The sequence below is a fragment of the Psychrobacter sp. P11G3 genome (genome assembly GCF_001435845.1).
Taxonomy (GTDB): Bacteria; Pseudomonadota; Gammaproteobacteria; order Pseudomonadales; family Moraxellaceae; genus Psychrobacter.
In genome coordinates this window covers 53,604-76,114 of record NZ_CM003596.1, presented here as the reverse complement: position 1 = coordinate 76,114, position 22,511 = coordinate 53,604, and the positions used below count along the sequence as shown (strand labels likewise).

The window sequence follows — 22,511 nt, the reverse complement described above, 5'->3', positions numbered from 1 at the left end:
TATTGTAGGAAATTTCCGGCAGTGACTCATAATTAAAGCCTTAAAAGGCCGGTTATGAGTTTAAAGCTGCATTCATTGTTCTATCTGTTAGATAAGCTATTATTATGTCAAAAAACACATCTCACTCTTATTCACACCAACCACAAACCACGCAACCAAAAAACAAGACGCTCGTCATTGGTTTAACGGGCGGGATCGGTAGTGGCAAATCTGCCGCTAGTGCTTGGTTTGCTGAGCAAGGGATCGATATTATCGATGCAGACGTGATCGCCCATGAGACTGTCGCTAAAGGTAGCGTCACTCTGCAGAAAATCCAGAAAAAATTTGGTGATTGGATACTGACGGATGATGGTGTTATGGATAGGGCTGCTGTACGTACACACGTATTTGCAAATCCTGAAGCGCTGATTGAGCTTGAGGCTATTACTCATCCAGCGATACGTGAGACAGCAAAAGCACAGCTAGATGCTAGTACTTCACCGTATATAATCTTGTCTGCGCCCCTACTTATAGAGGCGGCAGAAGCAGGACTGGCCAATTTATGTCAACGTATTTTGGTCATGGATGCGACCGAAGACACGCAGCTTGCGCGTGCCAGTCAGCGTGATGATCAAAGCATACAAAAGATTAAGGCCATTATGACCAATCAGCTAAGTCGTGAAGAGCGTAATCGTCATGCAGACAATGTCATACTCAATGAGAGCGACCTTGCCTCTCTATATCTACAACTAGAACCTTTACATCAAGAGTATCTTACGCTTGCCCAGCAGCTAAAGTTCGCTGGCGATTAACCTCGTACAACGCCATGCCAGTAGCAACACTCACGTTTAGGCTCTGTAGATTACCATGCTCGTTTCCTGACATTGGAATATAAACCAACTCATCACAGCTCTCCATTGTCAGGCGACGCATACCCTCTCCTTCTGAACCCATAATGATAGCGGTCTTGCCAGTTAGGTCAGCGGCATGTATTGGCTTAGCCTCTTCACTAAGTGCCGTACCAAATACGAAAACGCCTGCATTTTTGATTTGCGACAACGTGCGTGCCAAGTTCGTAACGCTGATGATTGGCATCATCTCTGCCGCACCGACCGATACTTTAGCCACTGTTGGCGTTAGACTTGCCGCATGGTGTTTTGGACAAACCACTGCATCCACACCCATCGCCACGGCGGTACGCAGGCAAGCACCAAAATTATGTGCATCTGTGATTTGATCCAGTACCAATAACAAGCATTGCTCACGACCAATAATAGTATCAAGCAAACCTTCATCAGCGAAGCCTAACGGACGAGCATTGAGCACCACGCCTTGATGCTGCGGACTGCCACATAATTGCGTTAGCTTGTCTTTTTGGGTTGGTTGAATGCTAATGCCGTTTGCTTCCGCTTCAGCCATGATAGCTTGTACATGACTGTCACTCTCACGCCCTTGCTGCACAAACAAGCTAAGACCATCAAGAGGACGATGTTCAAGTAACGCATCAATTGCATGAATGCCGTAAAAATAAATGGGTTTTGCCATAATAGGCCTACTAAATATAAAGTGGATATCGCACTAGGCGACGGGATAAAAGAGGATAACGTCGGCTTTAAATGTCATAGCTCATTGATGATGAGAGAACAGTAAACCAAACGTCAAAAAAGAAATAAACAATACCAATCCGATATTGTTTATTTTCTCGAAACACTAATGTGTGATAGAACAAGCGCTAGAATGAAAGCTCAAGCGCCCTATTAATAATATCAGCCTTCTAGATGACAGACATATTGAACAATCTCTTCAGTACGTAGGTTAAAACCGCTATTGCCTTCAACGACAAATGATTGACCTGCACGGTAGTAGCTGAATTCATCATCACCATTAATTTTCACTTCACACTCACCACTAGTGATTTCGATACGCTCAGAGGTATTAGTGCTAAAGTGATAATGCTCAACCAAGTTGTCACAAGGTAAGATCACACCTAGCGTTTTATGACGACCATCCTCAAACATAATGGTATGGCTTGAGCAGCGACCATCATAAGATACTGTCGCTTGGGCATTAACTGTTACGTTAGTAAACTGCGCCGCTGTCATAGTGGCTTCCTTATCAAATAATTATGGCAAAACTAAAAAATAAGTAACGGGTTAAAGTACTGACAGAGTGGCACTGGACTTCAAATACGCGACCAGTAGGCAAACACACCTGTTTAGATACTTTATCCCTCTATAGTAGATATCTGCGCGCTAAAGGTAGCCACAGGTTCTATGAAAACGCTTTTGACTAATGATTGAGTGGCATGTTTTTACCACTATACGCCTACAATTTTACAAAATCATGACTCGTTATTAGGTTGCATCGCGCATCAAACTCATAAGAAGAGTTTATCATTATGTGAGATTATGCTACCACATTATATCTATAAAGTTTGTTAAAGCGACTAGGAAAATTCTATTCGATGGCAAGTATCTACCCGTTCGTTTAATATTCATTTGGTATTTTTCTAGGCAGATGCTAGACCATTATTTTAGGTATATTTTTATCATTATCAGTCAAAATACTTCTTCGCATAATATGCTTATCTTTGAATATCCAATGACCCTAATGATTAATATTATAGATATTATGTTGATGATTTATTGTCAGTTTTTAATAGTTTTATGGTAATCTCCCAATAATAAATTCTGTTATACCTCGTCTTAAAGTTTGTATTTACGCACATTTAACACCATACTATTTGCCTACAATATTTATCTAATTAGCAAGTTTAAATAGATATTTTCACTTCTTTATTTACCCTATTTATAGATGGCTTCCTAAGATTTATATGATGTCCATTGTCTGTCCTGAGAGGCGTTGATGCTAGTATCGTTAACTTTACATCAGTTTGCGTTGATTGCTCAGCATGAGCTGAGCGTGGCTGAAGGTTTTAATGTCATCACTGGTGAAACAGGTGCTGGCAAGTCGTTATTGCTAGATGCACTATCACTGTGTGTCGGTGAGCGAGCAGACAGTGCGATGGTCAGGCATGGCGCCGCGCATGCAGATATCTACGCTCAATTTGATGTAGAAAATAACAGCGTTGTCGCTGAGTGGTTTACCAAAAATGAGCGACCGCTAGAAGAGCCTGAAGTACTTATTCGACGTCAACTGAGTAATACTGGCCGCTCAAAAGCATGGCTAAATGGTTCACCGGTTAGCTTAGCGGAGCTAAAGAGTTTAGGCACTTTACTGGTCAATATACATAGCCAACATGCTCAGCAAGCATTGCTCAAGCCTCAATTTGTGGTGCAATGGCTTGATGAAATGGCACAGATAACACCGCTAGCCATCCAAACTGCCAGTAGCTATCAAACCTATCAGCAACTAAAACGTCGCGTGGATGATATCGCAAGTCGCGAAGCCCAGCGTCAAGATCGTATTCAGTTGTTGCAGAGTCAATTAGCAGATATTGCGCCGTTATTGGCTGTGGATTACGCAGAAGTTGAATCTGAACACGAAGAGCTCTCCAATATTGAAGCCTTAATGCAAGAGGCCAGTCATGGTCTGCATTTGCTCGACAATGATACCGATGAGCCAGACGTCATGACCTTGCTCGGACAAGCAATTAAACTCTGTGACAATCAAGTAAGCGTCAGTCAAACGTTTGAACAAGCTTCTGAACAGCTCCATCTAGCACAGCAGCAAATCACTGAGGTGACTGCTCTGCTATCAGATTATGCCGAACAGCAGCTACCTGATCCTGAACGCTTGCAAACATTAGACAATTTAATCAGCTTAGGACATCGTTTGTCACGTAAGCATAGCTTGCCAGCGAGTGATTTAATTGATGAAGCAAAAGGTTGGGAAGCGCAATTAGAGCAGCTAGAGAACGAGCCAAGTAGTGATGCAATGGCAGCGCAAATTGAGCAGGCTTGGCAAGACTATCTCGCTCTGGCGACACAGTTAAATAAAGATCGTACGAAAGCTGCCCCGATAATTAGTAAGCAACTCATCAAACAACTACAACCGCTTGCGCTACCCAATGCTCGCTGTGAATTTGTTTTTACTAAGAAAGCCGAACCTAGTCAGTACAATGCCCAAGGTTGTTTTGATATTGACTTATTATTCAGCGCCAATGTCGGTATGCCAATGCAGCCCCTACACAAAATCGCCTCAGGTGGTGAACTGTCACGTATGGCGCTCGTGATGCAAGTCTTACAAGCGACCAATGCTGATAACAATGCCGCCAAGCCTATGCTGGTATTTGATGAGGTCGATGTCGGTATCAGTGGCGGTACTGCGCAAGTGGTTGGCGAACTGCTACGCTCGCTTGGCCAAACACAGCAATTGCTAGCCATCACGCACCAAGCACAAGTCGCAGCACAAGCGCATCAACATATCTTGGTACAAAAGCATCATCAAGAACAGACCGAAAGCGAGCTACTCATACTGACCAACAGTGCGCAAGTAGACGAGTTGGCACGTATGTCTGGCGGTGTCATTATCACTGATGTCACACGCGATCATGCCCGCAGCTTATTATCCGATGTTAAATAACGCTCTATCTGACCTATCTAACGTTAAATAATCATTCGTTTTCATCAAAACGGATGGTTATTTGAATCTATATGATCGTCAGCAGCAATTAGTACGAATCTTGCTTTTCTATTGATTATCACCATATAGTGGTCTTTCACCCTTATTATTAGGTTGCGTTTGTTTCTATGTCTAAAACCAATTTGACCCATCATTTTTTGATTGCAGCACCAGAGCTGTCAGACCCAAGGTTTGAGAAGGCACTTATATATATTTGCCGTCATGACAAGCATGGGGCGCTAGGTCTGATGGTTAATCGTCCGCTTGAGCAATCTCGCGTAGGTAAGCTGCTAGAAGATTTAGATATTGAAGTGACCAATCCACAGGTGATGGAAGATGTGGCATTAGAGGGCGGCCCTATGTATCCGGAGGTTGGCTTTGTGCTGCATACTGGTCAGCCAGAATGGGCGTCTTCTTTTGCTATTTCAGAGAACGTTTGCATCACAACTAGCCAAGATATTCTAAAGCGTATTGCCGCAGGTCAAGGCGTCGGTCACTATCAGCTGTGCCTAGGTCATGCCAGCTGGGGCAAAAAACAGCTAGACCAAGAGCTGAGTAATGGTGATTGGTTAGTTTGCCCTGCTGATCTGAACTTATTATTTGATACACCGTTTGAAGAACGCTGGCAAATTGCAGCCGACAAAATCGGAGTCAACTTTGACTACCTTAGTAGTGACATAGGTCATGCATAATATCATACGCTCTACGAATTTAGATAAAGACATAAAGGACACCCATTACTATGGTAGATAGCACTTTTACGGCTAATAGCACAGACGCTATAGATAATGACATTGATATTAATACTCTTGATAACGATAGCAATATCACTGCTGAAACTATTGAGCCAGGAGTAAAGCCGCATCTTATCTTGGCGCTAGACTACGGTGTCAAAAAGATGGGCATGGCGCTCGGTAATACCATCACACAGACGGCTCGTGCCTTTGACATTTTGGCAATGAATAACGGGCAGCCAGATTGGGACAATCTAATTGGTATCATCAAAGTCTGGGGCGTGGCGCAAGTCGTGGTTGGTCTACCGCTTAATATGGATGGCACTAGCTCTATGCTTTCAAAACGAGCACACAAATTCGCTCGTCGTCTGGCCCATAGAGTGATGGAGCAACATTTGCCAGTGACCGTATCAATGTGTGATGAGCGGCTAACTTCAATCGAAGCAAGAGAAATAGCATGGGACAATGGTTGGATCAAAAACGAACGCGACCCAATCGATGATATCTCCGCTTGTATCCTAATGTCGACCTATTTTGCTGATCCTAATAGCAGTATCGCTATCGATGCAATCAAAGCAGAATAAAGCAGCCAAATAGGTAAAAGACACGTGTGCGGCTATAATGTCACTTCGATACATCGTACCTCTCAACGGATAAATGACTGATTACTATGACCATTGTCTCAGACCAACCCTCGCAACATAAGTCACAGCATGGTTTTGCTCCGCTTGCTATTGCCCGTATTAAAGGCGCACAGCGTGCCAACCAAATAGCGATTTATCTCATTTATGCGGCTATTTTTGCATTTGTGGTCTTTGGCACGATTGCTAGTATCAAAGCTTTTCATGACAACCAGCTGCTTTATCAATTATTTTATAATTTACCCTACGCCCTAGTAGCCCTCACGATACCTATTACCATTTATGATGCATTGGTCGTTTATCGTTATCGCTTAAATCAACCGTCGATGATTGCCATGAGTATTGGCGTATCAACCATTATATTGGTTGGTGGATTAATTTTTGCTGATACTGCATGGTTAGGACTATCTTGTTGGTTGGGTGTGGCATTCTTATTTAAAGTAAGTTTTAAGCGGTTTTTTAACTTTTTAGAAGTAGCTGATGTACCTGAAGCTGATGAAGAGGCTGAAAGTACTAAAGCGTAGACGATCTACACAGTACGCCGCGATAAGCACTTAAGCAAACTATTTACCCTCAAATTCACTTATTTAGCTTTACGATAATGACTATGACCACTTCGATACCAGATACGCCTATCCACCATCACTTAGATACTCAAGGGCTAATCTGTCCTGAGCCCGTCATGATGCTACATCGCGTCATTCGCAAAGCAGATGGCGGTGAAGTGATTGAGATATTAGCGACAGATCCGGCTACCACGCGCGATATTCCAAATTTCTGTCGTCACCTAGGGCATGAGCTAATAGGCCAAGAAACATTGGCTGAAAACGTGAGCTTAGACGATGATCCTGATGAAATCACCATCGATAGCGATGACGATACGCCTGCAAGCGCGACGCTATATCGCTATCTGGTTAAGAAAAGAATGGCATGATAGGTTTGACGTTATATTAATGACTGTCTGTTATCGCTCACTTAACCCCTACCTGAGTATCGTCCTATGAGCCGTGATCGTGCCGTGCAACAGCGTCAACCTAAAGCATTGGCGGTCGATGATGAGCCAGCTTATATGACTGAGTTTCGTCAAGCCATGCTGGCGCGCGGTCTAGCGACGCGTACTCGTAATGCGTACGTCCGCGACCTACGCTCTTGTGAGCTGACCAATTCTATCGCCCTGACACGTTGGCAGCCTGATGATGTGCTGCACTGTCTGTCCCTGCTTGCTCAAGAGGGCAAAACCCCACGTACCCAAGCACGCATGCTCTCAAGCTTGCGCCAGTTTTATCTATGGATGATTGCCAGTAATCTGCGTGAAGATAATCCTTGTGAGCGTATCAAAAGCCCAAAGCTCGGACGTCCGCTGCCAAAAGACTTAGCCGAGGCTGACGTCGATAATCTACTTGCTGCACCTGATACCAGTACGGCACTTGGACTGCGTGATAAAGCCATGCTAGAAGTTTTATATGCCTGCGGTCTACGGGTGAGTGAGTTGATTAACCTCTCATTAGAGCAAGTGAATCTAAACTCAGGCTGGCTACAAATCACGGGGAAAGGGAATAAAACGCGACTGGTGCCCCTCGGCGAATATGCAGCGGATGCATTGGAAGATTATCTTTCTCATGGACGTGGCGATTTGATTGCGCATTTAAAATCAGGCAATTGCCAAGCGGTATTTTTGACGGCGCAAGGTGGCTATATGACGCGGCAGAACTTTTGGTATCTACTTAAGAAGTACGCCAAAGTTGCCAGTATCGATAAAGAGCTCTCACCGCATACCCTGCGCCATGCGTTTGCCACGCATTTGCTCAATCATGGTGCAGACTTGCGTAGTGTGCAGTTGTTGCTAGGGCATAGCGATTTATCAACCACGCAAATCTATACTCATGTGGCAACGGCGAGATTGCAGAAATTACATGCCGAGCATCACCCACGTGGGTAGCCTTGCCATATTTCTATATGGCCATATGGGCAGCATTAAAATCTAATATTACTGATGATTGTAAAAGGAATATATCGTGTCGCAAGCTCAACCATCTGCCTTAACGAAGCGTCAAAACACTGCACTCCGAAACCTCACGATCATGGGTTATTTAGAAGGTACTTCCTTTCTATTGTTACTTGGTGTCGCGATGCCACTCAAATATATGTTCGATATTCCAGAAGCGGTGAGCTATGTCGGTCCAGTGCATGGGGTATTATTCGTCGCTTATGTCGTAGTGCTGATCATCACCGCGGGTAGGATAAAACTGCCGCTTTGGGCACTACCTGCTGGCGTGCTTGGCTCATTTTTGCCATTTGGGCCATTTATATTTGATCATTTATTAAAGAAGAGTTTGAGGAAGTAATTTCAAGAGAAATTCACTATCAAGAACGATGTGTAGCTGAATCCAGCTAACGATAATGCCTTTCTATTCGCCTGCTGTATCTAGCACTATTCTAGGATTACGTGCCCGTATCTCGCGATAAAAACGTGGCTTGTCTTTTGGTGAAATTAGTATTTCTTCATCGTTATATAATATTTTAATCCTATCCAATGATAGAGCTGGCGCAGAACTCATACTTCGAGTTGGCATAATATAGGTGATATTTGTAAGCTCAATTTTTTGAACAGAGAACCCACTATCTACTTGTAGCTGGTCATTCGTTAATGTGTACTCAGTACCGAAAAAAGGGATGAGCATTAGTGCTGCAAAAGGTATGAGAATAACCGTCATTAATATAGTTTGTATGAGGGATTTGTGAGCACCTCGCTTCCACTGCCATAATGGAACAGACACAGTAAATAAGCTCAAACCCCAGAGTAGCATTGCGAGCCAAAAGTCTATTTTGGATACGAATATAATGTCTGGCATAAATAATACTTAGAGACTATCAGGTTAAATTTGATTCTATCTTAAGCGATACCTCTTATCTAATGTCTCTAGCATTTTTTCTTAAAAATTCTTGCGATATAGCAAAATGCAGTTCTAGAAATAGATAGCTGCAAACCCGCCCTTTTCTCGTTACAATACCCTTATTAAAGTGCGTCATGATATACATGTTGCCTAACTGGGCTGCGCACTACCTTTTACCTATCTATTATCCGAGAACCTCATGAGCCATAGACCACCTGCTGACCTATTAAAAAATGCCGAACACTGGCGCGAAGATATCAATTTTCGCCAAGAAGTGCTGGGTAAGCCGTTTGATTTTGCGACCACGTGGGGCATTTTTTCACCGCAAAAACTCGATGACGGTAGCTTGATGCTGCTTGATTATGTGAATTTTGAGCAAGATGATGATTCGATCGACTTGGGCTGTGGTTATGGTGTACTTGGTATGACGGCAGCACGTGAATGTCCGAATGGTCAGCATACGCTGATTGATAAAGACTTTATGGCGGTAGAATACGCACGTCGTAACTGTGAGAAAAATGGTCTAAACAATGTCGATGTGCATTTATCAAATGGCTTTAATCATGTGGCAAAAGACAAAGACTTTAGCCTTGTGATGTCCAACTTGCCAGCCAAAGTAGGCAAAGAGCAGCATTATTTATACTTCCTCGATGCCTATGCGCGCATGCGTAAAGGTGGCCGTTTTTATGTCGTGACCATCAATGGCCTACGCCAATTTGTGAAGCGCTCGTTTACCGAAGTGTTTGGCAATAGCGACAAAATCAAGCAAGGTAAAACCTATACGATTACGATGGCGACCAAAGACTAGTTTTAACTTCTGATCGATTTTCAGTCATTTAAACTAAAATTGAAATTGACATAAAAAAGCACGCTAAATTAGATTTAGCGTGCTTTTTATTTTGTATGATTAACTGTCATCTTACATCTGGCGTTTTATCAAATATCCGCCTAATAGTGCACTGCCGATAATTGGTAATAGCACCATGAGCATTGGTGAAAAGCCTGTCGCTAGCGATACAAATCCGACTAAGTCCTGAATGTAGCTAAATAGTAGACCAAACAACAACGCTACGACGATACGCAAGCCTAAGCTGTGCGTCCGTAGCGAGCCAAAGACAAACGAGCAAGCGACAATCACCAGCGACAATATCGATAATGGCGATAGTAGCTTTTGCCAAAATGCCACTTCATGATCTAAAGAACGGTTGCCCTGTTGGCGCATAAACGTACGGTGCTCATACAGCTGCGTCAATGACAAATCCTCTGCCTTACGCGTTAACAGATATACAGACTCTGGGGCAAAGGGTAAGCTTAACGTATCTGATGGTGAAACGGCTTGGCTACTCTCAAAGCCCTGATTAATAGAGAGCTTAACCATATCATTTAGCTGCCACTCGTAGCGATACTGCTCACTTGGCTTTTCACTATTTACATCAATTGGTTCACGGCCAGTATACTTTCCACCTTCCGCATGGACAGCAGTTTGCAAATTACCGTTGTTGTCCAAATGCCAGCGTTTCACCTCGCCAATATTACCCGCGACATCAGCATAATCAATATATAAAACGTCGCTACCATCAGGTGTAGCACTGCCATCTTCTGCGGTTTCGAATCGTGGCTGTATCGTCCAGTAGCCGCGTACTGATGTGACCAGTGAGGTGCTGTCTTCATCATTAATCTGTTTTGCCAACTGATTAAAAGACGGTAAAACGAACTGGTTGATAGCTAATGCCAACAGTACAAATATCAAAGCGGGCTGTAATACCCAACCGACGATACGATAAATACTGACCCCAGCCGCGCGCATGACGACCAGCTCGCTTTTATTCGCCAGCAAACCTAACCCTATGACAGCACCCAATAGCGCACCCGTTGGAATAAATTGCTCTAAAAAGTAAGGCGAACGATAAAAGATATATTTGAGCGCCTCGCCCATGGTGTAGTTATCATCTAACGAATCAAGCTCTGATAAGTAAGAAAAAATCAGCTGTAATGCCCATAAGCCAATGACGGCAGCGATAATAGCTAATAGAGCGTTGAGTTTGACATAACGACTGAGGACTTTTAGATTGGCAGGTTTTTTGGCCAATGGAACAGACTTGTCTGACTTAGCAAATAAAGAGCGCATTAAGACTGCCCTCCTTGTGAGCTGTTGTTCTGATTATCTATGTCGCTAACTGAACTAGTTGCGGCAACGGATAGCCTGTTTTCTTGTTTGCGAAAGCGCAATCGATGTTGCACACGGCTACCCCAATTCATATAAAGCGCCAATGCCATAAATCCTACAATCAGCCATGCATACGCCCATACGCTGATGCTGTCTTTGCTCACCGCGTTTTTGAGCGAGATGATACCTAATGCACAGCTGACAAATAATAAGATAGAAGGAAACAATCGCAACCAACGTCCTTGACGCGGACGGACTTGCGCCAGTGGCACGGCCAACATAGGCGCGATAATCATCAGCCATGGTAGCGCCAAACGATAGCCAAGCTCACCTTGTGCAGCACGCATTGCACTATTCGTACCTGATGGTGAGCTACTCGTGGCGGCCTGCCACAATGTTCCAATCTTTTGCGTTTCGATATTGTCTTCGGTGATAACTTCCTGTGAAGACTCAGTCAAGGTGATGCGATAACGATCAAAAGCGACTTGATTATACTTCAGACTGCCTGCGCCGACTTCGTAACGACGTCCTTGGAACAAATCCAACTGGGTCACGCCGCTATTGCCGGTATCCACTTGCTCAGCACGCTTAGCCAGCGTAATAGTGTCTTTGCTAATGTCCTTTGCACCGCTATTTATAATATTTTTTGGTATGTCTGAGATGCCAATTTGTTCGGCTGTTTCACTGTCAATCGTGTTATTCATATCAGTAGCAGTGGCATTAGCATTGACACTTTCAGCAGCACTACCTTTTTTCGTAGGTTCAGATTGGATCAAGATCACATCTTGCAGTTTTTTCTTATCATCGCTGAGACTACCCACGTATAAATGATAATTACCGCTACTGATAAACTCGTTCGGACGAATCAAATCAAACGCACTGGTCAATGCTTGCTGTTGCCAGACAGCCTCAGATGAGCGTACGCCCCAAGGCTTGCCGACGATAGATAGTGCCGCTTCACCAAGGAACAATGCCAATATTAATGGTGTCATTAACCGAGCAAGCCTACCGCGAGACACGCCACTAGCATTGATCACTGCCATTTCTTGATCGACATATAAGCGGCCAAATACGAGCATCAAAGCGATAAAGAATGCTAACGGTAAAATGAGCTCTAAAAAATACGGTAGGTTATACCCAATGATCGTAAACAGTAGGCTGACGTCCAAACGACCTTCAGCAGCGATGCCAAAATAGCGTATCAAACGACCGCCGAGCATCATCACTACCAAAAACCCCAACACTAAGGCAGTGGTCGAGGCAACTTGTTGTGTCATGTAGCGGCGTAATATCACAATGGGTACTCTTAAACGGTTGGTATGCGCGCGATTGATGATGAGCTTATTGACTATTTAGATCATACGACGACATATCGCCAGCATGATATGAGTCATTTACATACTCAAATAACGGTAAACGTTACTAAGAGACTGGTTAGTCATACTCAATAAACACAAGCGACAGATATAACCGCTAATGCTAGCATGTTTTGCTCAAAAATGGCTGTGAAATGTGTTTGAAAACATTACCTACACCTTGCTGAGAGCGCATTATTGACAGTAAGTAACAAATATAGCAAATATTGGATAAATAATTGATAAAACCTCAAATTACATTGAATTGATAGTATTTATAGTGCTAAGTTTTTGCTTTATTTATTTTAGAAAGGTTTGTTTGTCATTCGTATCATCGAACATTTATCTCTGTTATTAATTGCTAGACTGACTGATAGAAAAATATACTTATATCGTCAAACGGAGAATAATACTAATGAATAAAACAACCTCTACACCCTCTACCCTACTTGAGCTCGCTGGCGGCACATTCGATGCGCTTGACTGGTCAAATTGCGGGCTTGTTCTTATCGACTATCAAAACGAATACGTCGATGGCGCTATGCCATTAGGGGACGCTGGGGCAAAAGCTATCACCAATGCACGTCTACTACTCGATAAAGCGCGTCAGCAAGATTTACCTATCTTTCACATTACCCATCATGGTGCCGAGAATGGCAATGTCTTTGATCCTTTATCAGCTAACGTTGAGATCGTCGAACATTTGCAGCCGCAAGATGGCGAAACAGTAATTGCCAAGAAGCATCCGAATGCCTTTTATGATACGCAATTACAATCACTGATTTCAGCAGCAGGAAAAAAGCAGATTATCTTTGCGGGTTTTATGAGTCATATGTGTGTCAGCTCAAGCGTCCGCGCCGCATTTGACCTAGGTTTCGATAGTTTTGTCTGCCATGATGCTTGTGCCACTCGCGACCTACCTAGCGCTACTAGAGAGCCGATAAGCGCTGAAATCATGCATGATACTGCCATGGCCGCACTACAAGACAGATTTGCCGCGATGGTAACGACCGATGAATTGATCAATGGCTAATATGTTGGCATCATCGAAAAATGATAATGTAACCGCTAAACCATAGCGTAAGTTAGTACAGCATAATAATTCAAACGTATTACCTAAGGCTTGCTAACTGCGCACGATTATCGCAATATGCTACACTACTGTGATTGCTCAACAGACCAAATAATCTAATAATCTGACAGGTATAAGCAGTCATCCAAATCCTGCAATTTTCATAACTCTAATAAGGATAACTATATGAATATCAAATTATCTCAGCATTTACCAAAGACCCATACACAAAAAATCCTGAAAAAAGAAGCCAAAAGTAAAGACGATGCTTGTCTGGTTGTATTGGTCGATGACAAGAAAAACATTCTTGCTGAATCTATGCTAAGCGAATATACAGCTCGTATTGAGCAGCTGATTGAAGTATCACATTTCAAGGGCACTACCTGTGAGACTGTTGCTGATTATGCGCTGGCAGGTGATAAGAAAACCACTAAGCAAAACCCTGTACAACTGCTGTTGGTCGGTGTAGGTAACACTGATAAGTTCAACAATACAGTACTGCAAAAAATCGCCAATACCATCTATAGCAGCACACAAAAGCGTGTGTCTTCTATCACTGTTGCCTTGGGTGATGCACTAGAAGAAAACAATTTTGGTCAATTTGCCCTTAATCTGTTGGCAGCAAGCTACCGCTTTGACAAGTATAAGTCTGAGCAAGCAAATCCTGTATTGACTGATGTTTATCTATTAGCGGATGAGTCACTACAGCCTGCACTTGCCTTCGCTCAGTCAGTATTTGCTGGTCAGAGCCTTACTCGTGATGTAGCCAATGAGCCTGGCAATATCTGCTTCCCAGCTTACATGGCTGAACAAGCTCAAGAGCTTGCGAAAACTTACCCTGACCTATTGACCGTGAAGGTACTAGGTGAGGACGAGATGTCAGCGCTAGGTATGCATTGCTTCTTGGCCGTTGCACAAGGCTCTACCAAAGAAGGTAAGCTGGTACTCATGGAGTACCGTGGTAAATCAGAATTTAGTTCAAATGTAGGCACTACTGAGCAAACCACTACTAACGCAAAAGTAAGTGGTCTAAAGGCATTAGCCGATAAACTACCAACCAAAAAGTCAGCTAAAAATGCAAGCAAAAATAGCAATGACAATGCACAAGCGACCAATGACGACGCACCTATCGTATTAGTCGGTAAAGGTGTAACCTTTGACTCAGGCGGTATCTCAATCAAGCCAGGTGCGGCAATGGATGAGATGAAGTTTGACATGGGTGGTTCGGCATCAGTACTTGGTACAATCAAAGCGTTGTGCGAAGCTCGTCTACCAATCAACGTCGTTGGTGCGCTAGCCTGTGCTGAAAACATGCCATCAGGCGATGCAACGCGTCCAGGCGATATCGTTAAAGCGATGAATGGTAAATCAGTCGAAATCTTGAACACTGATGCTGAAGGTCGTTTAGTACTAGCAGATACCTTGTGCTACGTGCAGCGTTATCAGCCAAAAGCCATCATCGATGTTGCCACTTTGACTGGTGCTTGTGTGGTTGCACTAGGCCATGTGCGTTCAGCCGTATTTAGTAATGATGAAGATGTCCTGTTTGATTTAGAAAATGCTAGCAACCTATCAGGTGACCTAATTTGGCATATGCCTTTAGATGATGAGTATCAAGCTCAGATTGATTCACCAATCGCCGATATGCAAAACATCGGTGGTAAAGGTGCTGGTGCCGTAACTGCCGCCTGCTTCTTATCGCGTTTCGTTGAAGAAGGGCAAGCATGGGCGCATTTAGACATCGCTGGTACTGCATGGAATTCAGGCAAAGATAAAGCAGCCACTGGCCGTCCTGTACCATTGTTTATGCAATATTTAAAAAACAGCGCAGAGATGGCTTAATCCATTTATGAAAATTAGTTTTTATGTATTAAGTGAAAGTAAGGCCCAAGATTTCTTGGGCTTTATTTGTCAGCTGACTCAGACGGCGCTTAACAAAAGCGCTCAGTCTTTGCTGATTTTAATTGAAGATGAGACATTACTAGCAAATCTAGATACGGCACTTTGGGCACAAGAGTCCACGAGTTTTATACCGCATCAATGTCTTTCTGATAATGACAATAAAAGTACCGATGATAGGGGTACTGATGATAGCAACATCAACATTGCTACTTCTGAAGTATCAGCCCCTGTACTGCTAGGCAATCATATGCCAGCTGATTTTAATGGTATCGTGCTCAATACGACGACACGTCCCGTCAACGATTTTATGGCTGCTACTAATAATTCAAAACCCTCTCGAGTCCTTGAGCTGATCCGACCTGATGCTACAAGTACACAAGAAGGTCGCAATAAATATAAAGCCTACCAGCAATTAGGTTACGATCTGACCCACTTTAAGGTGTAGCTCTGCCGTTTATTTTCCCCTTATCTTTTACAACGGAATACCCTTCCTACCTTATATATCGCTGCTTTTATTCTCTCCTTGATGAGGTATTCTGAGTAGCTAGCCCTTGCCTATAAGTGCTGCATTCTTTTTATACTAGTTGTATAACTCTACTATCCCTCTGTTTGCACGCAACAGCTACTGCTATGAGCGGTATGCGAATATGTCAAAAAATGCTACCATCCTTCGATAAATTTTCTGTTGTGACAATTCACTTACTTTTAACGGACTTGAGGGTGTACAGATGCGTTCATTGATTGCGATGTATCAGCGTATAGGGCTGGTACCGCTTATTATTATTGGCTTGGTATTAGGGGTATTGATTGGTTGGCTAGCGCCAAGTATCGGCACCGCCATAGGGTTGCTTGGTACACTCTTTGTTGGCGCACTAAAAGCAGTCGCTCCCATCCTAGTATTTATTCTGGTTATGGCCGCCATTAGTCAACATCGCAGTGGCAATGAAGTTTACGTAAAGCCTGTGCTTATCATGTACATGTTTGGCACTTTTTTGGCAGCACTAACAGCAGTCGGTGCCAGCTTTTTATTCCCGACAGAGCTGGTCTTGATAAACGCCGATATCGCACAAGTACCACCTGCTGACCTAAAAGAAGTCTTGACGAACTTGCTCATGAACTTGGTCGCTAACCCTATCAATGCAATCGCTGAAGCCAACTACATTGGTATCTTAGCATGGGCAATTATTATCGGTTTTGCATTGCGCCAAGCCAGTGATACGGCGCGCAATGTCGTTGGCGATTTCGCTGATGCCATCTCACAAGTGGTTAAATGGATTATTGCTTTAGCCCCATTTGGTATTTTAGGCCTAGTCGCTAGCACGGTTGCTGAGACAGGCTTTGCTTCTTTAGCAGGCTATGCACGTATCTTGATGGTATTGATCAGCTGCATGTTATTCATTGCGTTGGTCGCCAATCCGCTTATCGTCCTTATTAAAACGGGTAAAAATCCTTATCCACTCGTGTTCAGATGTCTGCGCGAATCAGGAATTACTGCCTTCTTTACACGCAGTTCAGCAGCCAATATTCCAGTCAACATGAACCTTGCCCGTAAGCTTGGATTGCATGAAGACACTTATTCGGTGACCATTCCACTAGGTGCCACCATTAACATGGCGGGTGCTGCGATTACCATTAACGTCTTAACGCTTGCTGCTGCTCATACGTTGGGTATCGAAGTGACGTTTGCATCAGCGCTGCTACTCAGTTTGGTTGCTACGATTAGTGCTTGCGGTGCTTCTGGTGTTGCTGGTGGTTCACTACTATTGATTCCACTCGCTGCTAGCTTATTTAGCATTCCAAATGATATCGCGATGCAAGTGGTTGCGATTGGCTTTATCATCGGTGTGATTCAGGATTCAGCTGAGACTGCCTTGAACTCTTCAACTGATGTGTTGTTTACAGCAGCGGCGGATCCGACGTATTCGCGTTAATTTCTGCTGAAATGTTTTCTATAGACATAAAAAAAGGGCCTTTAAAGGGCCCTTTTTTTACGTGTTATTTTGATTATTTGATTACTTTAGAGTGTTTATATCGACTTCAACCACTGGTGCTTGCTGCTCTATCTGACGTTTGAGTTGGCGTAGCTGCTCAACCTCATCTAACAGCTCAAGTATCAAACCAATTGCTGGTACGCTGGCTTCAAAATCACGACTCAGTCGTGATGCACGGCGCACTGTCGTCAGCTGATAACCAGTAAATTTTTCATGCTCTGGTACATCATATTCAATGATATTTTCTTCGATTAATTCGATGACCCATTGGCGCTCTTGGCCACAGGCAGAGACCAGTTCATCTAAGCTCATGATGATGTCTGTAAATTCAGTCGAGTGGTTCATAGCTATTATCCTCGTTTTCTCTTTATTTCATCGGTATCGTATTCATCTCTGCTATTCGTTTATTACTTCGGTAATAAATGACAGTTATTCATAATCTCGTCTAACGACTAATATTGGTATCAGCAAAGGCTTGTTTTAGCTGCTCATAAGCCTGTATCGACGCATCGTTACTGACATCAGGATTGACAATATTTAAAGTTAAATACAAGTCGCCTGCTTGCTTGGCAGGGATACCTTTTCCTTTGAGACGTAAATTGCTACCGGACTTACTGTTCTTAGGAATGGTCACACCAAGCGTACCCGCTGGTGTACTGACATTGATTTTTTCACCCAACGCCGCTTCCCACGGTGCAATATTCACGGTTTGATAAACGTCTGCGCCTTCTATACGAATATTGGCATCATGACGAATTTTAACCTTCAAAAACAAATCGCCATTTTTGCCATTACTGCTACCAGCAGCGCCTTGCCCTGCTAAACGAATTTGCTTACCGTCAGTGATGCCTTTAGGGATTTTTATCTTAAGGGTTTTATTATCGTAGTCGACATTACCATTGGGCTGACGAACAGGGACGTTTAGCTTAATGCTGTAGTCGTCGCCACTATAGACTGAAGATAAATCAACGGTAATCTCGGCATGCTGATCCTGACCTTTGCTATCTTGCGTCCCAAAGCCACCACCAAATTGATCGAAACCGCTGCTTTGAGAGCGACTGCCTGTTTGCCCACCAGCTGACCCACGTGCGCCGCGACCAAATGCTGAAAAAATGTCATCGAAGCGAAAACCACCATCACCAAAGGCCTCACCGTCACCAAACTGATCTTTGATATCTTCCCAGCGAAAACCACCTTGACCCGCACCAGTTTGCCCATTGCTCCCAAACCCACTTGATCTACTTTGACCCGCGAACGGATTATTTAGCATAGCGTCATATTCAGCGCGCTTTTCTTTATCTCTGATCGTTTCATAAGCGTTGTTTATTTCTGCAATTTTATTATCAGCGTCTGGATGATCACTGACATCGGGATGGTATTGACGAACGAGCTTACGGTATTTTTTTTTGATATCAGCGTCTGAGGCGTCTTTTTTGACCCCTAAAATGTCATAGTAGTTTTTCTCTGCCATGTTATTTTCCCCAAAATAAAAACATATTAGTGGTATCAGTCTGCCAATTTCAAACGATACGGTATAAATGGCTACTAGATTTTGCTATAGCAATTTTTGTAGCCTACTTATCATCATAACAATAATTACAACAAACACCGTTATATAAATATTACCAGTAGTGGTGCCAAGCGACTGCAGCATCGATCTTATCTGAATCACCTATCACTACGCTATTATCGGCCATCACAGTGTCTGAATATGTCATTATAAGTCTGGCGTCGTTATTCTTTGATAGCTGCTGGCGTAATGTCAATTTGGCAACATCAATAGCAGCGCGCCCTTCTCGCTTTGAAGTTACGTAAGACAATTCAGCACTTTGGTTATTACGTTTCATACGTAAGCCAAGCTCAATACCGATATCTGCGTGTCTATCTTGATCATGGACCGTCGCATTGACCATACCATAGCCCAGTATATGTTTACCAAACTTAGCGCCTGCGCCAACGCCAGCTTGTGCGTAAGGGCTATGCCGATTACCAGTAAACATGTCTGTACGAGCGCCTGTTTTCAGTTGCCAAGACAGTTTAGGTTCGCCTGATAATGTTTGTCTAAGATCTTCAATCTGCTGCATGTCTAAAAATACGAAATCCGTCAATGTCCATTGATGCACATTAAAGCTATAACCCAGTGACGCTTTTACGGCTTCAAAACGTTTATCAATATCTGTATGAGCGTTAAGTGGGTCTTTTACAAATAACGATAAACCAACTTCTGCCCTCTCCTCAGATAAAACGACTGTGGTCTGCGTGGTTTTGTTGCTCAATGCTGGAGAGGGTTTGTTTGGTACAGGCAGCTGAGCCAAACCATTGCTAGCTGGTAGCGCAAAACGCTGACTGAGCAATTCGCTTTTGAAAGCTTGCTGCTTCAGTGTATTGTCTTGTGTGATTTTATAAGTACGATGTAAGATCAGAAAATCAAGCGCAACCGCCCTATCGTCCGCGTTTAAGGTAGCAAGCGGGGCAGTGCTTTCTGTACGAATGACAGAGTTTATGATGGCTTGTATTGGCTTAGATAATTGTACAAACTTCTCGCGCAGCTGCGTTTGTTCAGAGGGCAAATAGCGTACTGAAAACACTAAGGAATCAGCGCCGTTGTCGTGTTCTAATAGCTGATCGAATACATAATCTGGCGCATACCAAGGACCTACTCGCTCAGTCGTTTTTATGTCGCTTATCAGCTCAAGTAACTCTCCTGAGCGATAACCACAATTTTGTTTGATGAAGTAATAGTCAAATCGAGCGGACTTTGCTTCGTACAAATGATAGTTCAATAATTGCGTTTCAAAGGTATCTAGATTGAGCACGTACTCCCACATATCACGTTGCTCGTTCTTGGAATATACCGCGTCTTGTTTAAAAAATTCCGTCTCTGAAAACCCAGCATCATAAAACCCAAATAGTCCTTTAAGCGCGTACATCGCACCGTTCTCATTTTCTGGAATACGAGCGCCGAAGTTGTATGAATTATTAAGTAAGTCCTCGCTAGATAGCCCTCTGACATCACTGTTCGTATTATTTGCATTATCTATAGGCGTGTTGGTTTTGACCAGTACATGACCAAATGAAGAAGCTGGGTTTTTTAGATAGCTGCTTACTAGGATCAGGCTTATTTCTTGATTTGCATCGGGTAATTTTGAGCAGTTTTTGAGATCGACGTTCAGCTCTGGTAAATGATGATTAAGCCATAAATATCTGGCTGGATACTTACAAACTACGCCCTCATTATTTATTTGCTCTATCGTTGCTATAAGCTCTGCATAGGGATCAAAATTGCGTTTCGAACGAGGCTTAGGATTGGTTAAATAAAAATCTGGTGAGATGACTTCAGCCCTGCCATTTTTATAAAACAATAGATGTTGCCACTGGGAGTGCTTAGCCAATGATTTTAGTTTTATGGGGTCAATAGCGGTATCTTTATGAGAGTTTTGGTTTTGCTCCTGTACCTGCGATTCATCGAGTCGTTGTACGCTTGGCTCAATATCTGGCAAATTATCGGGCTCACTTGAAGTCATATCTACTGCGATAGACGAAGCATTACTAGAAGAGAATTTATTTTCTTTATCTACTGTTACTGGATTTGAAGCATAGGCATTCGTTTCATCAACTTCCGCATTGCAAATAGTCGTTGCAGCCAAGCAAGCTACCCATAAAAACATTTTTTGCATTTTATTTAGATACCATAAATACATGAGCAATAAAAAACACGTAAGCACTAGGTTTACGTGTTTTTATCATTAAATTATCAAAATTTTGAGTATTAAACTAAAAACTTAATACTTTCAATATTTAGATAATACAGCTTTGCTTAACGATGCTAAATAGCGTCTCAGCATTTTGATCTTGCGTAGCAGTACGATAGGCAGAAGTCTGAGTATATTGACCATATTGTGCGCGTACACTAGCAGCTGAATCACAGTTAGCAACGCTTTGTAGGGCAGATAAATGAGCACCTTGACCTGAAGCTAAGTCTTTTTCCACACTTGGGAATGCTTCTTTGATCAAAACAGCCGCTCTAACATTGCCACCTTGGCAAGTTTCAGGAGACATAGAATTAGAAGTCGCAGCGGTAGTACCCCAATCCCAAGTCACGTTAGAGATAATAGCAAGGATAGGACTTGAATTACCGAACAAAGCGCCACCAATACCGCATTCTTTGTATACTTGCTCAATCGTACGACCAGTCTCTATTTTTTTAAATTTAGAGCCAAGATCAGCATTCGCTGTACTAAACGGAATCATTGCCGCGACAACTGAAGCGAACGCAATTTTTTTCAACATAAAACTTCCTCGAAAGACGATAAAAAATAGATTATTTGATAAAAGATCAAACTTATTATGAGTATATTTGATAGATACTCTAGAATAATGTTTAACCTTATGCATTCTACAAAATAGTAAGAATATAGCAAGGTTTTTTTACATTATATTATCTATTACTATTTGAGCTTTCATAACGATAATTATGCTATATCGATAGATTTGGTCTTTATATATTACCTATTTATATTACGTTGTGGGCTTTCCAATATTTTGTCGGCTTCTTTATGAGAATCACTCTTTATAAGTCTAATTTTAGTACCTACGTCATCATTATTTTTGCTAAAAAATATCTATTTTTCCTTAAAAAACAGGTATTTGACCTCATGAGTTTTTTACACGGCAGTAATAATATGACAAGCTAGCTCTTGTAGAATCCCCTATTATTCATACTCATAGGGAGTATAGATAACGTAGGCAAGAGCATCTGTCTATTTTATTAATTGCTTAAAGGTATTAAATGTCTTATTTAATCAAGTCTTTGGTTGTCACTTTATCGCTACTACTTAGCACCACAGTTTTTGCAGCCAATACCAGTTATTACGGTAGTAAGTTTCATGGCAAGCGCACAGCGAGTGGTAGTATCTTCAACATGAACTCTTTAACCGCTGCACATCGCACGTTACCGTTCGGCACGAAGGTACAAGTAACCAATCAAAAGACAAAGCAGAGCGTCGTTGTAAAAATCACGGACAGAGGACCTTTTATTAGAGGTCGTATCCTTGATTTATCAAAAGCCGCTGCTGGTGAAATAAACTGTCAGCTTTGTACGACCACGATGGAAATACTGTCGTACGGCGATGGCAAATATCGTAAGGAATAATGTAATAAAAAAGGGATGGCTTATGCCATCCCTTTTTTAT

General features: G+C 42.7%; 23 protein-coding genes. 14 read left to right on the top strand and 9 right to left on the bottom strand.

The genetic code is table 11. From position 1 onward, the window contains the following. Positions 1 to 104: 104 nt before the first annotated feature. Entirely contained in the window at positions 105 to 791 is a 687-nt protein-coding gene (gene coaE / locus AK824_RS00330) for a dephospho-CoA kinase (RefSeq protein WP_057757735.1), read from the top strand. On the opposite strand, the gene rlmB is transcribed toward coaE, so the two are convergent. Then, positions 754 to 1,524 carry a 23S rRNA (guanosine(2251)-2'-O)-methyltransferase RlmB gene (gene rlmB / locus AK824_RS00325; RefSeq protein WP_057757732.1) on the bottom strand — a complete coding sequence of 257 codons (771 nt, stop codon included), beginning with the start codon at positions 1,522 to 1,524 and terminating at the stop codon, positions 754 to 756. The genes coaE and rlmB overlap by 38 nt on opposite strands. A 221-nt stretch (positions 1,525 to 1,745) precedes the next feature. Continuing rightward, positions 1,746 to 2,081: a pyrimidine/purine nucleoside phosphorylase gene (locus AK824_RS00320; RefSeq protein ID WP_057757729.1), complete on the bottom strand. Its 336-nt coding sequence runs from the start codon at positions 2,079 to 2,081 to the stop codon at positions 1,746 to 1,748. A gap of 763 nt (positions 2,082 to 2,844) precedes the next feature. Here AK824_RS00320 and recN point away from each other — a divergent pair. The 7 genes from recN (at position 2,845) to AK824_RS00285 (ending at position 8,283) form a co-directional block, all read left to right on the top strand. Then, positions 2,845 to 4,524: a DNA repair protein RecN gene (gene recN, locus AK824_RS00315; RefSeq protein WP_057757726.1), complete on the top strand. Its 1,680-nt coding sequence runs from the start codon at positions 2,845 to 2,847 to the stop codon at positions 4,522 to 4,524. Between the two features lie 167 nt (positions 4,525 to 4,691). Continuing rightward, positions 4,692 to 5,255 (top strand): YqgE/AlgH family protein, encoded by a 564-nt coding sequence (locus tag AK824_RS00310; protein WP_057757724.1) that lies wholly within the window; start codon positions 4,692 to 4,694, stop codon positions 5,253 to 5,255. 50 nt (positions 5,256 to 5,305) lie between these two features. Next, on the top strand, positions 5,306 to 5,881 hold the full coding sequence (gene ruvX, locus AK824_RS00305; protein ID WP_082624523.1) for a Holliday junction resolvase RuvX: 576 nt from the start codon (positions 5,306 to 5,308) through the stop codon (positions 5,879 to 5,881). 86 nt (positions 5,882 to 5,967) lie between these two features. After that, positions 5,968 to 6,462 (top strand): hypothetical protein, encoded by a 495-nt coding sequence (locus AK824_RS00300; RefSeq protein WP_057757721.1) that lies wholly within the window; start codon positions 5,968 to 5,970, stop codon positions 6,460 to 6,462. Positions 6,463 to 6,545: 83 nt separating this feature from the next. Continuing rightward, the gene (gene tusA / locus AK824_RS00295) at positions 6,546 to 6,872 is read left to right on the top strand and encodes a sulfurtransferase TusA (protein WP_057757718.1); all 327 of its coding nucleotides are present in this window, start codon (positions 6,546 to 6,548) and stop codon (positions 6,870 to 6,872) included. 66 nt (positions 6,873 to 6,938) lie between these two features. After that, positions 6,939 to 7,877, top strand: coding sequence for a site-specific tyrosine recombinase XerD (gene xerD, locus AK824_RS00290; RefSeq protein ID WP_057757715.1), 939 nt, complete (start codon positions 6,939 to 6,941; stop codon positions 7,875 to 7,877). A 76-nt stretch (positions 7,878 to 7,953) separates the two neighbouring features. Continuing rightward, a complete protein-coding gene (locus tag AK824_RS00285; protein WP_057757712.1) occupies positions 7,954 to 8,283 on the top strand; it encodes a DUF3817 domain-containing protein in 330 nt (109 codons plus the stop codon). A gap of 63 nt (positions 8,284 to 8,346) precedes the next feature. Here AK824_RS00285 and AK824_RS00280 read toward each other — a convergent pair whose 3' ends face one another. Further along, entirely contained in the window at positions 8,347 to 8,790 is a 444-nt protein-coding gene (locus AK824_RS00280) for a PH domain-containing protein (protein ID WP_057757709.1), read from the bottom strand. Between the two features lie 241 nt (positions 8,791 to 9,031). On the opposite strand from AK824_RS00280, the gene AK824_RS00275 reads away from it, so the two are divergent. Beyond that, positions 9,032 to 9,640 carry a class I SAM-dependent methyltransferase gene (locus AK824_RS00275; protein WP_057757706.1) on the top strand — a complete coding sequence of 203 codons (609 nt, stop codon included), beginning with the start codon at positions 9,032 to 9,034 and terminating at the stop codon, positions 9,638 to 9,640. 111 nt (positions 9,641 to 9,751) lie between these two features. On the opposite strand, the gene lptG is transcribed toward AK824_RS00275, so the two are convergent. Together lptG and AK824_RS00265 are read right to left on the bottom strand one after the other, a co-directional pair. Further along, the gene (gene lptG / locus AK824_RS00270; RefSeq protein ID WP_057757703.1) at positions 9,752 to 10,960 is read right to left on the bottom strand and encodes an LPS export ABC transporter permease LptG; all 1,209 of its coding nucleotides are present in this window, start codon (positions 10,958 to 10,960) and stop codon (positions 9,752 to 9,754) included. Beyond that, on the bottom strand, positions 10,960 to 12,276 hold the full coding sequence (locus AK824_RS00265; RefSeq protein ID WP_057757700.1) for an LPS export ABC transporter permease LptF: 1,317 nt from the start codon (positions 12,274 to 12,276) through the stop codon (positions 10,960 to 10,962). Before AK824_RS00265 ends, lptG begins: the two co-directional genes overlap by 1 nt. Before the next feature lie 493 nt (positions 12,277 to 12,769). Between AK824_RS00265 and AK824_RS00260 the strand changes: the two genes are divergently transcribed. From AK824_RS00260 to sstT, 4 genes are all read left to right on the top strand, one after another. Next, positions 12,770 to 13,387 carry a cysteine hydrolase family protein gene (locus tag AK824_RS00260; protein ID WP_057757696.1) on the top strand — a complete coding sequence of 206 codons (618 nt, stop codon included), beginning with the start codon at positions 12,770 to 12,772 and terminating at the stop codon, positions 13,385 to 13,387. 225 nt (positions 13,388 to 13,612) lie between these two features. Further along, positions 13,613 to 15,268 carry a leucyl aminopeptidase gene (locus AK824_RS00255; RefSeq protein ID WP_057757693.1) on the top strand — a complete coding sequence of 552 codons (1,656 nt, stop codon included), beginning with the start codon at positions 13,613 to 13,615 and terminating at the stop codon, positions 15,266 to 15,268. Positions 15,269 to 15,275: 7 nt separating this feature from the next. After that, on the top strand, positions 15,276 to 15,773 hold the full coding sequence (locus AK824_RS00250) for a DNA polymerase III subunit chi (protein WP_057757690.1): 498 nt from the start codon (positions 15,276 to 15,278) through the stop codon (positions 15,771 to 15,773). A gap of 283 nt (positions 15,774 to 16,056) precedes the next feature. Further along, positions 16,057 to 17,259, top strand: a complete 1,203-nt coding sequence (gene sstT, locus AK824_RS00245; RefSeq protein ID WP_057757687.1) for a serine/threonine transporter SstT — start codon at positions 16,057 to 16,059, stop codon at positions 17,257 to 17,259. Between the two features lie 81 nt (positions 17,260 to 17,340). Here the strand turns inward: sstT and AK824_RS00240 are convergent, their stop codons facing one another. From AK824_RS00240 to AK824_RS00225, 4 genes are all read right to left on the bottom strand, one after another. Beyond that, complete coding sequence (locus AK824_RS00240; RefSeq protein WP_057757684.1) at positions 17,341 to 17,664, bottom strand: chaperone modulator CbpM; 324 nt, start codon at positions 17,662 to 17,664, stop codon at positions 17,341 to 17,343. Between the two features lie 100 nt (positions 17,665 to 17,764). Further along, the gene (locus AK824_RS00235; RefSeq protein ID WP_057757681.1) at positions 17,765 to 18,790 is read right to left on the bottom strand and encodes a DnaJ C-terminal domain-containing protein; all 1,026 of its coding nucleotides are present in this window, start codon (positions 18,788 to 18,790) and stop codon (positions 17,765 to 17,767) included. A 151-nt stretch (positions 18,791 to 18,941) separates the two neighbouring features. Next, positions 18,942 to 20,996: an Lnb N-terminal periplasmic domain-containing protein gene (locus tag AK824_RS00230; RefSeq protein ID WP_057757679.1), complete on the bottom strand. Its 2,055-nt coding sequence runs from the start codon at positions 20,994 to 20,996 to the stop codon at positions 18,942 to 18,944. A 121-nt stretch (positions 20,997 to 21,117) separates the two neighbouring features. Next, positions 21,118 to 21,609: a DUF3015 family protein gene (locus tag AK824_RS00225; RefSeq protein ID WP_057757676.1), complete on the bottom strand. Its 492-nt coding sequence runs from the start codon at positions 21,607 to 21,609 to the stop codon at positions 21,118 to 21,120. 499 nt (positions 21,610 to 22,108) lie between these two features. Here AK824_RS00225 and AK824_RS00220 point away from each other — a divergent pair, with 499 nt between their 5' ends. Continuing rightward, positions 22,109 to 22,471 (top strand): septal ring lytic transglycosylase RlpA family protein, encoded by a 363-nt coding sequence (locus AK824_RS00220; protein WP_057757673.1) that lies wholly within the window; start codon positions 22,109 to 22,111, stop codon positions 22,469 to 22,471. Positions 22,472 to 22,511 lie beyond the last annotated feature (40 nt).